This window comes from Actinomadura rubrobrunea NBRC 15275 (genome assembly GCF_001552235.1).
GTDB classification, from domain to species: Bacteria; Actinomycetota; Actinomycetes; order Streptosporangiales; family Streptosporangiaceae; genus Spirillospora; species Spirillospora viridilutea.
Genome location: NZ_BCQU01000078.1, coordinates 15,834 through 29,776 on the forward strand (window position 1 = coordinate 15,834; position 13,943 = coordinate 29,776).

The following is a 13,943-nucleotide window of genomic DNA, read 5'->3' on the forward strand; positions in this document are numbered from 1 at the left end:
CACCTCCCCCTTCAATTCAACACCCGATGAGTTATCCGTCAAGGGGCCGCCCCTTGTCATCGCGATAGTTGCCGATATATCGTCAATGCATCGCGATGGATTGACGATGAGAAGGTGGGCACGATGTTCCACGGCATGCACCACGCGTGGCACCACGGCGGACGCGGCCGCTTCCCCGGCGGCGAGGAGTACCGGGAACGGCGCGGCGGCTGGGGAGGCCACGGACCCGCGTTCGGCGCGGGCTTCGGCCACGGGTTCGGCCACGGTCCCGGTGCGGGCCGTCCCGGCCGCGGCGGCGGCCGGCGCACCAGGCGCGGCAACGTCCGGGCCGCCCTGCTCGCCCTGCTGGCCGAGCGGCCCATGCACGGCTACGAGATGATCCAGGAGCTCGCCGACCGCACCGACGGCGTCTGGCGGCCCAGCCCCGGCTCGGTGTACCCGACGCTGCAGATGCTGGAGGACGAGGGCAAGGTCAGCAGCAGGCAGGACGGCGGCAAGCGCCTGTTCAGCCTGACCGACGCCGGGCGCGAGGAGGTCGAGGCGCAGGACGCGCCGCCCTGGGACGAGGTCGCCGAGACCGTCGGGGAGCACGAACTGCGCGGCCGCGAGGCGCTCGCGCAGCTGATGAGCGCGCTGCACCAGGTCGCGACCGTCGGCAGCCCGTCCCAGCGGGAACGCGCGCTGGAGGTCGTCAACGACGCCCGGCGCCGCATCTACGGCATCCTCGCCGACGACCCCGAAGCCGAATGAGCCACGGCCGGCGCCGTCCCCGTCGGCGCCGACGGCGGCCTGCCGTCCGCCGCGCGCCGGTCAGCGCGGGAAGGGCACCTCACGGGCCGGCTGGTCCGCCATGTAGAGCTGCTTCCAGATGAACAGGCGCAGGTCGCCGCGGCCCTGCGCGGGACGGTCGAGGGGGACCTCCACCGTCGCGCGCACCAGGTAGGCGGAACCGGGCGGCAGGTAGCGGTCGCCGCCCTCCCCGTCGATCAGCGGACCGCCCTTGAGCCTGCGGACGACCTCGCTCCGCGTGGGCGGGGTGCACATGTCTTCGGGGACGCCCGCCTGCCACACGCAGCGGCCGCGGTCCTCGGCGGAGACGAGGTCCCGCTTGACGAACACGTCGCCGGGGAAGTCGAGCAGCACCCGCTCGTCGGTGGGGTTGCTGAGGATGTAGTCGATGTAGGCGTAGGTGCCCCGCGCGGACCGCGACGCCTGCTGGGGGGCGGCGGTGCCGTCCGCCGTTCCCGCGGTCACCGTCTGGAGCCGGTAGCGGGACCCGTCCGCCGTGCCGACCTCGACGGGCGCGCCGGCGCGGGGCAGCGCGGCGGCGGGCGCGTCGAGGTCGGCACGGCCGCCCGCCCCGGACCCGCCCGTCTCTCCGCCGCCGAGCCTGTCCCGCAGGTCGGGCGCGAGCAGCACCCCGGCGGCGATCAGCCCGGCGGCGACGGTCAGGGTGCACGCGGCCAGGACGCCCGCGCGGCGGCGCCCGCGTCGCGCGCGCCGGTCGTCGCGTGTGCGGCGCGTCCCGAGCCGCACCTGGATGCCGCTGGTCTCGCGGACGCCGAGCGGCCCCGTGCTCGTCGCGGACGGCGAGACGGGACGGCCGGGCATGCCCGCCGGGCCGGGCGCGCCCGGAGCGCCCGGCCGGCGATGGTCGTCGGGACGTCGCGGGATTCCCTGGTCGGTGTCCACGTGAACACTCCCGTCTCTCGGCCCCCGTGCCACGGCGGCGTCCCGCCGTGTCCCTGCACAGTCTGACGCAGGCGCGCGATGCCTCCGTTCCCCCTTGGGGACCGCAAGGTACGCCATACGGCGCCCGTTCGCTTGTCAGCCGGTGACGAAGAACACGCCGCGCGGGCCACCGAGACGGCGGAAATCCGGGCTAGCGCCCCTCCAGGGAGTCGGCGAGCGCGTCCATGAAGCGCACCACGCCCTCGGGGCCGTCCACCACCAGGTCGGCCCGTTCGGCGAGCGCGGTCACCTCGGCCGAGCCGCTGCACACCTTCACGCCGGGGACGCCCTCGGCGCGCAGCGCGTCGATCGCGTCGTAGGCGGCCAGGTCGCCCAGGTCGTCGCCGGCGAACAGCACCGCCGACGGGAACGGGCCGGCGCCGGACCGCGCCGCGCGCGCCTCGTCCACGAAACGGCGCAGCGCCATGCCCTTGTCCATGCCGGGCGGGCGCAGTTCCAGGACGAACCGGCCCGGCTCCACGGTCAGGCCGGTGCGTTCGGCCAGCGCCTCCAGGATGCCGCGCAGCCGGTCCAGGGCCACCTGCGGCTCGGGGCACCGGCGGGTGTGCACCGCGAGGGCCCGCCCCTTGTCCTCGATGTAGGTCGCCTCCGGCGCGTTCGCGGCCTTGATCACCTCGGGCAGCTTGGCGCGCGCCTCGGCGACGCCGGGCGGCGGCTCGGGCGCGGTCAGCGCGCCGGACTCCCAGCGCTCCAGCCCGTACTGGCCGAGCACCACCAGGCCGTCCACGCCGTCCAGGCCGCCGTACTCCACGGCCACGGCCGCGGGACGGCCGGTGACGATCAGCAGCGCGCCCACCCGGGGGGCGAGGCGGGCCAGCGCCGCGGCCGCCCGCGGGTGGGCCCGCGCCGCGGCCGGGTCGTCGACGATGGGCGCGAGCGTGCCGTCGAAGTCGAACCCAAGCACCGCGCCGCCCGGGTCCTCGCGGATCGCGTTCAGGCCGTCCGTGCCGGCGGCCGTGGTCGCAGCGAAGAGGTTCACCCGACCAGTGTCGGGCGCCTCAGGGTCGCATGCCCAACCGGCGCGCGGCGCGCTGCCGCTGCCGCTGGGCGCGGAGCCGGCGCAGGCGCTTGACGAGCATCGGATCGTGCTCCAGCGCCTCGGGGCGGTCGATCAGGATGTTGAGGAGCTGGTAGTAGCGCGTCGCCGACATGTCGAACTCCTCGCGGATCGCCTGCTCCTTCGCGCCGGCGTACTTCCACCACTGCCGTTCGAAGGCGAGGATCCGGCGGTCGCGCTCGGACAGGTTGCCGGCCGGGAAGGCGAGCTCGTCCTCCTGGCCGTCGGTCACCGGGTGCAGGGCTGGGCCGTCGTTCATGCTGCCGTCCTGTCGAGGGCCGTCCGGGGGCCGCAAGCGGGGGGTCGCCGACCGGGGTCGACGTCTCGCGCATGACGTCCCCTCTGTGGTCGCTGATCCCGGGTCGTCCGGGTTCGACCGGTGTCATGCTACGCGTCCGCGCCGACATCGGCCGGAAGTTCCGCCGGAACGGCACGGCACTCGCCCCGATGACGCGCGTCCAAGCGATTCCGCCGTCACGGACGGCTACCAGTGCACCACAATCAGGCTCGCGAAGGGCTCGTCTCGACGCGATTCTCGGCGATGTCGCTCGTCGCCTCCCGCTTTCTCCCCTTTTCGCCAGTGGTGGGACGCCGTGCAGCGGGCATGGCACGAGCACGCGACGATTCGCGTCGTGCGCGAGGGATGCGCGAGAAGCGCGACACCGGCCGAACGCATGCACTTTGCATGCGTTAGCGTGTGTACGCTGCAATCGCATTCACGGACGGAAACGACGATGGAAACGACACGGTGAACGGGAGGCCCGCGGCGATGGCGACGGAGCACGCGTCCGGAGACTCGTTCGAGGACTCCGCCGAGCGTGCCGACCGCGTCCTGTCGGAGATCGGCCTGGCGCTGTTCCACCTGCGCCGGGTGTGGATCAAGCCCGATCTGATGAAGAAGATCCGGGCGCAGACCTCCGGCGGCCCGGGCGGGCGCCCGCTCCAGCTGTCCAACCTGATGGTGGTGCACGCGGTCGCCGAGCTCAGCGCCGCCGCGGAGAACGCCGGCGGCCCCGGCGGCGAGGTCACCGTCGGCGCCGTCGCCGAACGCCTGGAGATCGACCCGTCCACCGCCAGCCGGCTGGTCGGCCACGCCATCGACGCGGGCCTGGTCTCCCGCCGCCCCTCGCCGGTGGACGCCCGCCGCGCCAACCTGGGCCTGACCGAGGCGGGCCGGCGCGTCCGGCAGGTGGCCGAACGCTCCCGCCGCGCCTACCTGGCCGGCCTGATGGCCGACTGGACGCCCGAGGAGCGCGCGCAGTTCGCCCGGCTCCTCACCCGCTTCGCCGACGCCGCCGTCCGCACGCCCATGGAGCTGGAGGGCATCGAGAAGATCTTCCGGGAGGCGGGCGCCGAGTGACCGCCGGCCTCCCCGGCGCGGTCTCCCGGACGCGCGGGGCCGCGCCGGGCGCGGCGCTCAACTGCTGCGCAGGACCGACACGCGGCTGAGGTACTCGTCCTCGTCGATCTCGCCGCGGGCGAAGCGTTCGGCCAGCGTGGCGTGCGCGCGGGCCAGCGGGTCCGCCTGGGCGGCGGACGCGGCGATGCGGCGGCGGATCAGGACGAAGGCCGCCGCGGCCACGGCCGCCCAGAACAGCCCGAAGGCGATCGGGAACACCGGCCACCAGGCGGGGGCGTCGTGCCAGCCGCCGTCGTGCCAACCGCCCGGGTGCGCGCTCAGCGCCGTGACAAGTGCCGTCATCGTCATCGACCTCCTGTCGCTCTCGTACGGGTCGATGCTCGGCGACGGGTTCGGGACGTGTCGTCCTACGGCCGGAGGCTCTGCCGCTACTCCGCGCGGAGTAGCGCGGGCCTCACCACCACGGCGGCCGGTAGTCGTCCTCGTCGTTCGGCCGCCGCCGGTGCGAGAAGCCTCCCGGAGGGTCGTCGTCCGAGGCGGGCGGCGGGAAGGCGCCGGGCGGCGGGCTCGTGTCGTCCAGGTCGGGCGGGGGCGCGGACGGGAAGGCGACGGCGGGCAGTTCGTCGGTCGTGTTGTCCGGACGGGCCTCGGGCGCGTCGTCCCGCGGCGGTGCGGAGGGGCCGTCCGCGGGCGAGGGGGCGTCCCCCAGCACGCTGCGGCGGAACCTCTCCCACTCCTCGTCGTCGATGACCGGCTCGTCGTCCGAGAGGGGAGGCTCCTCGGGAGCATCGGCGGTCTCGGTCGCGCCGCGCGAGCCGTTCAGGCCGTTGATCCGGTGTCCCTCGGGAGGCTCGGCGCGCGTCGCCCCGGAGCCGTTCGCCCCGCTGGCTCCGTCGACCCCGTCGAGCCCGTTGAACCCGACCCCGTCGAGCCCGTTGAACCCGTTCAGCGTGATGCCCGCGCCGCCGCCGTACTGGTCGCCGAGGAACTCCTCCGGGACGAACGGACGCAGCCGCCACCCGTGCTCCGGCTCGGGGTCGGGATGGGGGTCGGCTTCCGGGACGGGCGTGTGGAGCGGCCCGCCGTCCAGGCCGCCCGGCCGCTGCGCCGGGTCGGGTGCATGCGACGGCCCCGGCTGCTCAGACTGCCCGGCGTGCCGCTCGGACGGCGGTGGGGGCCAGGCCGGGTGCGCCGTGTGCGGCTGCCCGCCCGGGAAGACCTCGGTGCTCTGCCACAAGGGGGCGTTCACGGGAGCGACCGCGATGCCGGCCGGGTCGTCCGCCGGCATCGCGCCGACGCGCCGGGGCGGATACTCCGGCCGCATCACCTCGTACGGGGAGTCGCCCTCGACCTCGTCCTCCTCCGGGCGCCTGCGCTGCACCCACCCCAGCACCACCCCGATGGCGATGAGGACGCCGCCGCCCACCAGGACGGCGGGCAGCATCAGGCTCGACCGCTCGTCCGGGACGTCGTCGGCCTGCACCGGCTCAGGGGACGGGGTGGGCGTCGCGTCCTGCCCCTGGGACGCTCGGTTGATCCTGGCGGCGACGGCCATGGCGCGGACCGCGTCCAGCGTGGTCGAGCACGTGGTCACGCCGGGGGGCCGGCTGCGCGGCACCGATCCCTGGACGAGCGCCTGCCGCACCTCCTGCGGCGTCAGCCGCGGGTAGCGGGCGCGGATCAGGGCGGCCACCCCGGCGACGATGGCCGAGGACGGGCTGGTGCCGGTGCCGACCACGTAGCCGCCGCTGGCGTCCGCGCTGACGATGTCGACGCCGGGGGCGCACACGGCCACGTAGGAGTGCCGGTTGCTGTCCGGCCACACCTGCATGCGCCGGTCGACCGCGCCGACGGCGATGACCCCCGGGTAGGCCGCGGGGAAGTTCTTGCGGTTGGCGCCCGCCCCGTCGTTGCCCGCGGACGCGATCAGCACCACGCCCTTGGCGAGCGCGTACCGGATCGCGTCCTCTTCGGTGGAGCTGCCGTCGTAGAACAGCTTCCCGCCGCCCAGGGACATGTTGATGACGTCGGCGCCGTGGTCCACGGCGTACCGGATGCCCTGCGCCACCGCGTCCCGGTTGCGGACGCCGATCTGCCCGCCGCTGCGCCGCAGCGGGTCGTCGTTCTCCCACGTCACCCGGATCGACAGGATGCGGGCGTGCGGCGCCACGCCCATCACGCCCTGCGCGCCGCCCGGGCCGTGGCCGTGCCCGGCGATGATGCTCGCCATCGACGTGCCGTGCAGGCCCCAGTAGCGGCTTCCGGGGCGCCGCAGCCCGCCGGTCAGATCGGGCCCGGCGGTGACCTTGCCGACCAGGTCGGGATGCCGTTGGTCGACCCCGGTGTCCAGGACCGCGACGGTCACGCCGCCACCCTTGGACGTCCGCCACACGCGCGGCACGCGCAGCGCGGTCAGATGCCATTGCCGGGCGCGGATCTGGTCGGTGCGCGCCGCCGCGGCCGCTCCGGCGGGCCGCAGGGGGACGGCGAAGACGGCGGCGAAGGCCACCGCCGACAGCGCCGCACCGAAGCGCACGGGCAGGCGCCGATCGGCGTGGGACACGCCACCGCACCTCCTCCCGGCAGTCGGTCCGGGGGTGCGCGCCCCGAACCCCGGTGCTTCCCTGAAGCCCCGACTCCGCCTCGTCGCGGAAGGCGGCAGTGGTCCGTGCATGCTCGCCGGCGGGGCGTCCGAGCACGGACCATTGCGCGTCACGGCGCCCTCCGAACGCGTGTCATTCTGCCATGGGGACACGGCTCGGCTCGGGCACTCGGCACATTGGGGCACGCTCTTGGACAGCGCGCCTCATGACCGCCCTCGGGCGGACGGTTCTAGCGGCAGGCCCCGTAGGGGCGGTCGCAATTGATCAGCCGCCCGCCGAGCTCCTGGGACGCCTCGCGCATGAGCGCGCCCGGCCCGGTGACGAGCCAGTTGGGGCCTTGCAGGATCGCGAACGGCCCCTGTTCGCCCAGCGCGCTCTGGGCCACGCCGGTGCGCCAGGTGCTCAGCGCCGCGTCCATGGTCAGCCCCGGAGTCAGCACGGTGCCCGCGACGTAGCGGCCCTCGTGCCTGCACTCCACGCGCGTGGCGTCGGCCTCGCACCCGTCCGCGCCGTGGTCGCGCAGAACCGCCGCGATCTTGTTGACGTCCCGGTAGGCGACGGCCTTCGGCGCCTCGGAGGCGTTGCCGTTCAGCACGAAGGCGGCGGTCGCCACCAGGGTGCCGCCGACGGCGCCCGCCACAACGAACAGGGGTTTGGCTCTCATGGCGACCAGCATGCCCTACTCGCGAGTAACAAAAGGCGCCGAACGGTGTTAACCCGGCCACGTCCCCTGGTGAGGCGGTTGAGAGGATCGTCACGTCGGCACCCGGCCGACGCGATGAGCAGCGCATCCTCCGCCCGCGGCGGGCGAGGCCGCCCCGCGGTTCGCCGACTGTCGGCCGCGCCGACCGACTCGCACAGGCAGACCGAAACAAGCGCCGAGCCCGAGCCGTCGCACAACGCGCTCGCCCCGGCCCCGTCGAGTCGCGGTGCGCCGCTCCCCAACCGGTGGCGCCGCGCATCCGTCACCGCCGGGTCGGCGCACATGCCTCAAACTCCGCAACGCATGCTCGAGAACGCCGCCGAGAGGATCGCCACGCGCGCGATATCCGGACGCACACCACCGGCGGCGTCGACTACGATGCGGGACGAACCTGCCGGTGTAGCTCAATTGGCAGAGCACTTGTCTTGTAAACAAGCGGCTAGGGGTTCAAGTCCCCTCACCGGCTCGCACGTCAGGGCCCTGTCCCGGGATCGGGACAGGGCCCTGCGCGGTCCAGAGGCGGGGCTGATGCGGCCGAGATGCGGCCGCGCCGTCAGGAGCCGGCCCGCCGCTCGCCGCGTCGGCCGCTCATCAGCGGGGGTCAGGACGCGCCGCGGCGGCGGGCGACCTCGTACAGGGCGATGCCCGCGGCGACGCCGGCGTTCAGGGACTCGACGCCGCCCGGCATCGGGATGGTCGCGAGCATGTCGCACGTCTCGGCGACCAGCCGGCCCAGGCCCTTGCCCTCCGACCCGACGACCAGTACGAACGGGCCCTCGGCGATCTCCAGGTCGGCGACGGTGACGGCGCCGCGGGCGTCCAGGCCCGCCACGAAGCAGCCCGCCTGCTGGTAGGCCTTCAGCTGCCGGGCCAGGTTGGTGGCGCGGGCGACCGGGAGCTTCGCCAGCGTCCCGGCCGACGCCTTCCAGGCGCCCGCCGTCACCCCGGCGGCGCGGCGCTCGGGCACCACCACCCCGGAGGCGCCGAACGCCGCGGCCGACCGCACGATCGCGCCGAGGTTGCGCGGGTCGGTGACGCCGTCCACCGCGACGATCAGCGGGACGTCCGCCTTCAGCAGGTCGTCGGGGTGGGCGTACCGGTACGGCCGCACCTGCAGGGCGATGCCCTGGTGGACGGCGCCGTCGGTGAGGCGGTCCAGCTCGGGCTTGGCGGTCTCCAGCAGCGGGATGCCGCGGTCGGCGGCCAGCTGGATCGACTCGCGGACGCGGTCGTCGCCGCTGGACATCACGTACAGGGCGCTGCCCGGCACGCCCGCGCGCAGCGCCTCCAGCACGGGGTTGCGGCCGGTGACGAGCTCGGGCACTTCGCCGTCCGCGCGGCGGGCGCCCGCGGGGCGGCCCTTGGCGGCCGCCTCGGCGGCGCGCCGCGCCTCGGCCAGCTTCGCCCGTCCTCCCGGCCCCAGGGTGGGGGTGCCGGTGCGGCGGGCGTTCTTGGCCGCCCGGGCCAGCTGCCGCTTGGCGTGCCAGTGCCGGTCTTCGGCCTTGGGGGTGGGCCCTTTGCCCTTGCGCTTGGCCATGGCTGCTTCCGTACGTCCTTCTGCAGTGTCGCTCGCGCCAGGGCGGCGCGGCGGCGAACGCCCTGAACACGCGATCTTATGCCGCGGACCGACGTGCCTCGGCGCCCGAGAGGCGGGCACGTCGCGCCGCGGGAGGTGGACGCGCCGCGCGCGGGAGCGCCTCGATCCCGTCGCGCGGCGGCGGCCGGGTTCAGTTCCGCTTGAGCTCCCAGCGGGGGCCGTGCGGGGTGTCCTCGACGACGATCCCGGCCTTGGCGAGCTGGTCGCGGATGGCGTCGGCCGAGGCGTAGTCCTTGCGGGAACGGGCCGCCTGGCGCTGCTCCAGCGCGACGGCGACCAGGGCCTCCACCACGGGCAGCAGGTCCTCTTCGCCCGCGCGGGCCCACTGCCGCGACAGCGGGTCCAGCCCCAGGACGTCCATCATGGCCCGCACCGAGGCCAGGTGACGGCGCGCGGCGTCGTGGTCGCCGGACGCCAGGGCGCTGTTGCCCTCCCGCACCGTCTCGTGCACGACGGCGAGCGCCTGCGGAACGCCCAGGTCGTCGTCCATCGCGGCGGTGAACGCCTCGGGCAGCTCCGCCGCGGCCTGGTCCGTGCCGACGACCTCGGCGGCGCGGGTCACGAAGCCCTCGACGCGCTGGTAGGCGGACACGGCCTCGGCCAGCGCCGCGTCCGTGTAGTCCATGAGGGAGCGGTAGTGCGCCGACGCCAGGTAGTAGCGGATCTCCGCGGGGCGGGCCTTGCCGAGCAGGTCGTCGAGCAGGACGACGTTGCCGACCGTCTTGCTCATCTTCTCGCCGTCGACGGTGAGCAGCCCGTTGTGCAGCCAGTAGCGGGCGAACCCGTCCCCGGCCGCCTGCGACTGGGCGACCTCGTTCTCGTGGTGCGGGAAGATCAGGTCGACGCCGCCGCCGTGGATGTCGAACGTGGGCCCGAGGTACTTGGTGGCCATGGCCGAGCACTCCAGGTGCCAGCCGGGGCGCCCCTCGCCCCACGGCGTCTCCCAGGAGGGCTCGCCCGGTTTGGCGCTCTTCCACAGGGCGAAGTCGCGCGGGTCGCGCTTGAGCTCCTCGTTCGGCGTGTCCCCGGCCGGGCGCATGTTGTCCAGGCGCTGGTTGGACAGCGCCCCGTACCGGTCGGCCCAGGACTTCACGTCGAAGTAGACGTCCCCGCCGACGGCGTAGGCGTGGCCCGCCTCGATCAGCCGCCGGATCAGCACGATCATCTCCGGGACGTGCCCGGTGGCGCGCGGCTCGACCGTGGGCGGCAGGCACCCGAGCAGGTCGTAGCCCTTGGTGAACACCCGCTGGTTGGCCTCGGCCACGGCGTACCACGGGCGGCCCTCGCTCTGCGCCACTGCGATGATCTTGTCGTCCACGTCGGTGACGTTGCGGACGAAGGTCACCTCGTAGCCGGAGCGGCGCAGCCAGCGCAGCAGCACGTCGTAGATGACGCCCGAGCGCAGGTGGCCGATGTGCGGGGCGGCCTGCGGCGTGGCACCACACACGTACATCCCCACGCGGCCCTCTTCCAGAGGCTCGAACGTGCGGACGCTACGGGTTCCGGTGTCGTACAGGCGCAGACTCACGTGCCCAGGTTATTGGATCCCAAGTGCGATCGTGCGGCCCTTCGCGTCCGCGCGGGTCCCTCGGGCCGCGGACGGCGTCCGCCGGGACCGCTCCGCGCCCGCCTCCGAGGGGCCGCGGCGCGGCGCTCCGGGCCGCTCGCGACCGCTACTTCAGGAGCTGGCGGGCCATGACCATGCGCTGGATCTGGTTCGTCCCCTCGTAGATCTGGGTGATCTTGGCGTCGCGCATCATGCGCTCCACCGGGAACTCGCGCGTGTACCCGTACCCGCCGAGCAGCTGGACGGCGTCGGTGGTGATGTCCATCGCCACGTCCGAGGCCAGGCACTTGCACGCCGACGACACGAAGGTCAGGTCCGGCACCGACTCGCCGTTCATGGCCCGCTCGGACTTGATCGCCGCGTGGTAGGTCAGCTGCCGCGCGCCCTCCAGCCGCATCGCCATGTCGGCCAGCATGAACTGCACGCCCTGGAACTCGGCGATCGCCTTGCCGAACTGCTTGCGCTCCTTGACGTACCCCAGCGCGAAGTCCAGCGCGCCCTGCGCGATGCCGATCGCCTGCGCGGCGATCGTGATGCGGGTGTGGTCCAGGGTGGTCAGGGCGGTCTTGAACCCGGTGCCCTCGGCCCCGATGATGCGGTCGGCCGGGATCCGCACGTTGTCCAGGATCACCTGCCGGGTCGGCGACCCCTTGATCCCGAGCTTGCGCTCCTTGGCCCCGAACGACACGCCCTCGTCGTCCTTCTCGACGACGAACGCCGAGATCCCCCGCGCCCCCGCGGACGGGTCGGTCACGGCCATGACCGTGTAGTACTGCGAGACGCCCGCGTTGGTGATCCACATCTTGGTGCCGTTGAGCACCCAGTGGTCCCCGTCCCGCACGGCCCGGGTCTTCATCGAGGCGGCGTCCGAACCGGCCTCGGGCTCGGACAGCGCGTAGGAGAACATGGCCTCGCCCCGCGCGACGGGGGTCAGGTACTTTTTCTTCAGCTCCTCGGAGCCGGCCAGCAGCACCGGCACCGTGCCGAGCTTGTTGACCGCCGGGATCAGCGAGGAGGACGCGCACACCCGGGCGACCTCCTCGATCACGATCACGGTGGCCAGCGCGTCGGCCCCGGCGCCCCCGTACGCCTCGGGGATGTGCACCGCGTGCAGGTCGTTCTGCACCAGCGCGTCCAGAGCCTCCTGCGGGAATCGGGACTCCTCGTCCACTTGCGCCGCATACGGCGCGATCTTGGCCTCGGCCAGCTCGCGCACCGTGGCACGCAGCATCTCGTGCTCGTCCGACGGGGCATACGTGGGAATGTCGGGACTCATACCGCAGATGCTACCGGCCGGTACACTGCGCCGACCGGTCGCGGGGTACCCGTCGGCCGCGGGCACGACCACGGGCACGACCGCAGGCACGAGACCACGAGAAGGCCGGGGGAGGTTTCCGACGGGCCGGGGGCGAGGTCCCGGCGGGGACCGCGACTGATCGAGAGGAGTTGTCTTGGCGCACCGCCTGACGGTGATCGGAACCGGCTACCTCGGCGCGACCCACGCCGCCTGCATGGCGGACCTGGGCTTCGAGGTGGTCGGCCTGGACACCGACGCCGCGAAAGTCGACCGGCTCGCCGCGGGCGACCTGCCCTTCTACGAGCCCGGCCTGGAGCCGATCCTGCGCCGCAACCTGGCCGCGGGACGACTGCGCTTCACCACCTCCTACGACGAGGCGGCCGAATTCGGCGACGTGCACTTCGTGTGCGTGGGCACCCCCCAGAAGCGGGGCGAGTACGCCGCGGACCTGACCTACGTGGACGCGGTGATCGAGGAGCTGGCGCCGCGGCTGCACCGCCCCTGCCTGGTCGTCGGCAAGTCCACCGTCCCGGTCGGCACCGCCGCCCGGCTGGCCGCGCGGCTGGCCGAGCTGGCGCCCGCCGGCGGCGACGCCGTGCTGGCCTGGAACCCCGAGTTCCTGCGCGAGGGCTACGCCGTCGAGGACACCCTGCACCCGGACCGGATCGTCGCCGGGGTGCCGGACGACCAGGGCGCCGCCGAGCGGGCCGAGAAGGTGCTGCGCGAGATCTACTCGTCCATGATCGGCGAGGGCGTCCCGTTCATCGTCGCCGACTACGCCACCGCGGAGCTGGTCAAGGTCGCCGCCAACGCGTTCCTGGCCACCAAGATCTCCTTCATCAACGCGATGGCCGAGGTGTGCGAGGCCGCGCACGCCGACGTGACCAAGCTGTCGCTCGCGCTGTCGTACGACGACCGCATCGGCGGCAAGTTCCTCGGCCCGGGCCTCGGCTTCGGCGGCGGCTGCCTGCCCAAGGACATCCGCGCGTTCATGGCCCGCGCCGGGGAGCTGGGCGTCGACCAGGCCCTGACGTTCCTGCGCGAGGTCGACGAGATCAACATCCGACGCCGCATCCGCATGGTCGACCTGGCCCGCGAGCTGCTCGGCGGCTCGTTCGCCGGACGCACCGTGGGCGTGCTCGGCGCGGCGTTCAAGCCCAACTCCGACGACGTGCGCGACTCCCCCGCCCTCGACGTGGCGTCCACCATCCACGCCCAGGGCGGCGCCGTCACCGTCTACGACCCGCAGGCCATGGACAACGCCCGCCGCGCCCATCCCGAGCTGACGTACGGCGCCTCCGTCCAGGACGCCGCCCGCGGCGCCCACGTCGTCCTGCTGCTGACCGAGTGGCGGCAGTTCCGCGACCTCGACCCGGCGGACCTGGCCGGCGTCGTCGCCGAGCGCAACATCGTCGACGGCCGCAACGCCCTGGACCCCGAGCTGTGGCGCGCCGCCGGCTGGACCTACCGGGCCCTCGGACGCCCCTGACCCCGGTGCGCCGCCGGCGGCGCGCTCCCTCGGGCGCGACCGCTCCCGCGGCCCGGGAAGCAAGTCCCTCGCGGCGGCGTTGTGCGTCGCATGGGATTCGCTGATGTCGACGTGATCCGGCGGCTGCTGCACGAGTCGAAGACGTGGGCCTTCGTGGGCCTGGGCGACAACCCGGAGCGGGAGGCGTACACGCAGGCGCGGCTGCTGCAGCAGCGCGGCAAGAGGATCATCCCGGTGCATCCGTCCGGGGCGACGGTGCTGGGCGAACGCGGGTACACCTCGCTGGCCGAGATCCCGGCGGAGGAGGGTCCGCTGGACGTGGTGGGCATCTACCGCCGGGCCGAGCACGCGGGCCAGGCGGTGGACGAGGCCATCGCGGTGGGCGCGCGGGCCGTGTGGCTGCCGCTGGACGTGGTGGACGAGGCGGCGGCGCGGCGCGCCCAGGAGGCCGGGCTGGACGTCGTCATGGACCGCTGCCCGGGCGTGGAGTGGGCCCTGCGCCGCTAGTTGTTCTGTCC

General features: G+C 74.1%; 13 protein-coding genes and 1 tRNA gene. 5 read left to right on the plus strand and 9 right to left on the minus strand.

Annotated features, from left to right (window positions below):
• Positions 1 to 123 precede the first annotated feature (123 nt).
• Positions 124 to 750 (plus strand): PadR family transcriptional regulator, encoded by a 627-nt coding sequence (locus AR3_RS21810; RefSeq protein ID WP_106259318.1) that lies wholly within the window; start codon positions 124 to 126, stop codon positions 748 to 750.
• A 60-nt stretch (positions 751 to 810) separates the two neighbouring features.
• Here the strand turns inward: AR3_RS21810 and AR3_RS21815 are convergent, their stop codons facing one another.
• From AR3_RS21815 to AR3_RS21825, 3 genes are all read right to left on the minus strand, one after another.
• A complete protein-coding gene (locus AR3_RS21815) occupies positions 811 to 1,692 on the minus strand; it encodes a hypothetical protein (RefSeq protein ID WP_067916355.1) in 882 nt (293 codons plus the stop codon).
• Between the two features lie 190 nt (positions 1,693 to 1,882).
• Positions 1,883 to 2,731, minus strand: coding sequence for a trehalose-phosphatase (otsB, locus tag AR3_RS21820; RefSeq protein ID WP_067916357.1), 849 nt, complete (start codon positions 2,729 to 2,731; stop codon positions 1,883 to 1,885).
• Positions 2,732 to 2,750: 19 nt separating this feature from the next.
• Positions 2,751 to 3,068 carry a DUF3263 domain-containing protein gene (locus AR3_RS21825; protein WP_067916359.1) on the minus strand — a complete coding sequence of 106 codons (318 nt, stop codon included), beginning with the start codon at positions 3,066 to 3,068 and terminating at the stop codon, positions 2,751 to 2,753.
• A gap of 510 nt (positions 3,069 to 3,578) precedes the next feature.
• On the opposite strand from AR3_RS21825, the gene AR3_RS21830 reads away from it, so the two are divergent.
• Positions 3,579 to 4,169 carry a MarR family winged helix-turn-helix transcriptional regulator gene (locus tag AR3_RS21830; protein WP_067916361.1) on the plus strand — a complete coding sequence of 197 codons (591 nt, stop codon included), beginning with the start codon at positions 3,579 to 3,581 and terminating at the stop codon, positions 4,167 to 4,169.
• 57 nt (positions 4,170 to 4,226) lie between these two features.
• Here AR3_RS21830 and AR3_RS31815 read toward each other — a convergent pair whose 3' ends face one another.
• From AR3_RS31815 to AR3_RS21845, 3 genes are all read right to left on the minus strand, one after another.
• Positions 4,227 to 4,511, minus strand: a complete 285-nt coding sequence (locus AR3_RS31815) for an SHOCT domain-containing protein (protein WP_106259315.1) — start codon at positions 4,509 to 4,511, stop codon at positions 4,227 to 4,229.
• Between the two features lie 112 nt (positions 4,512 to 4,623).
• Positions 4,624 to 6,732, minus strand: a complete 2,109-nt coding sequence (locus AR3_RS32675; RefSeq protein ID WP_067916364.1) for a S8 family serine peptidase — start codon at positions 6,730 to 6,732, stop codon at positions 4,624 to 4,626.
• Positions 6,733 to 7,001: 269 nt separating this feature from the next.
• The gene (locus AR3_RS21845; protein ID WP_067916377.1) at positions 7,002 to 7,436 is read right to left on the minus strand and encodes a hypothetical protein; all 435 of its coding nucleotides are present in this window, start codon (positions 7,434 to 7,436) and stop codon (positions 7,002 to 7,004) included.
• A gap of 432 nt (positions 7,437 to 7,868) precedes the next feature.
• On the opposite strand from AR3_RS21845, the gene AR3_RS21850 reads away from it, so the two are divergent.
• Positions 7,869 to 7,941 (plus strand) — tRNA-Thr (locus tag AR3_RS21850).
• Positions 7,942 to 8,076: 135 nt separating this feature from the next.
• Here AR3_RS21850 and rlmB read toward each other — a convergent pair.
• The 3 genes from rlmB to AR3_RS21865 form a co-directional block, all read right to left on the minus strand.
• Positions 8,077 to 9,012, minus strand: a complete 936-nt coding sequence (rlmB, locus tag AR3_RS21855; protein WP_083951766.1) for a 23S rRNA (guanosine(2251)-2'-O)-methyltransferase RlmB — start codon at positions 9,010 to 9,012, stop codon at positions 8,077 to 8,079.
• Positions 9,013 to 9,202: 190 nt separating this feature from the next.
• Positions 9,203 to 10,600 carry a cysteine--tRNA ligase gene (cysS, locus tag AR3_RS21860; RefSeq protein WP_067916366.1) on the minus strand — a complete coding sequence of 466 codons (1,398 nt, stop codon included), beginning with the start codon at positions 10,598 to 10,600 and terminating at the stop codon, positions 9,203 to 9,205.
• 145 nt (positions 10,601 to 10,745) lie between these two features.
• Positions 10,746 to 11,915, minus strand: a complete 1,170-nt coding sequence (locus tag AR3_RS21865) for an acyl-CoA dehydrogenase (RefSeq protein WP_067916368.1) — start codon at positions 11,913 to 11,915, stop codon at positions 10,746 to 10,748.
• A gap of 235 nt (positions 11,916 to 12,150) precedes the next feature.
• Between AR3_RS21865 and AR3_RS21870 the strand changes: the two genes are divergently transcribed.
• Complete coding sequence (locus tag AR3_RS21870; RefSeq protein ID WP_390099325.1) at positions 12,151 to 13,425, plus strand: UDP-glucose dehydrogenase family protein; 1,275 nt, start codon at positions 12,151 to 12,153, stop codon at positions 13,423 to 13,425.
• 90 nt (positions 13,426 to 13,515) lie between these two features.
• Positions 13,516 to 13,932 (plus strand): CoA-binding protein, encoded by a 417-nt coding sequence (locus tag AR3_RS21875; RefSeq protein ID WP_067916372.1) that lies wholly within the window; start codon positions 13,516 to 13,518, stop codon positions 13,930 to 13,932.
• The last annotated feature ends 11 nt before the right edge of the window (positions 13,933 to 13,943 follow it).

Excerpts from the sequence above, each read along its gene's own strand:
- AR3_RS21810 (WP_106259318.1), top strand. The coding sequence starts at position 124 with ATGTTCCACGGCATGCACCACGCGTGGCACCACGGCGGACGCGGCCGC.
- AR3_RS21870 (WP_390099325.1), top strand. The coding sequence starts at position 12,151 with ATGGCGGACCTGGGCTTCGAGGTGGTCGGCCTGGACACCGACGCCGCG.
- AR3_RS21865 (WP_067916368.1), bottom strand. The coding sequence starts at position 11,915 with ATGAGTCCCGACATTCCCACGTATGCCCCGTCGGACGAGCACGAGATG.
- AR3_RS31815 (WP_106259315.1), bottom strand. The coding sequence starts at position 4,511 with ATGACGGCACTTGTCACGGCGCTGAGCGCGCACCCGGGCGGTTGGCAC.
- AR3_RS21830 (WP_067916361.1), top strand. The coding sequence starts at position 3,579 with ATGGCGACGGAGCACGCGTCCGGAGACTCGTTCGAGGACTCCGCCGAG.
- AR3_RS21845 (WP_067916377.1), bottom strand. The coding sequence starts at position 7,436 with ATGAGAGCCAAACCCCTGTTCGTTGTGGCGGGCGCCGTCGGCGGCACC.
- rlmB (WP_083951766.1), bottom strand. The coding sequence starts at position 9,012 with ATGGCCAAGCGCAAGGGCAAAGGGCCCACCCCCAAGGCCGAAGACCGG.
- AR3_RS21875 (WP_067916372.1), top strand. The coding sequence starts at position 13,516 with ATGGGATTCGCTGATGTCGACGTGATCCGGCGGCTGCTGCACGAGTCG.
- AR3_RS21825 (WP_067916359.1), bottom strand. The coding sequence starts at position 3,068 with ATGAACGACGGCCCAGCCCTGCACCCGGTGACCGACGGCCAGGAGGAC.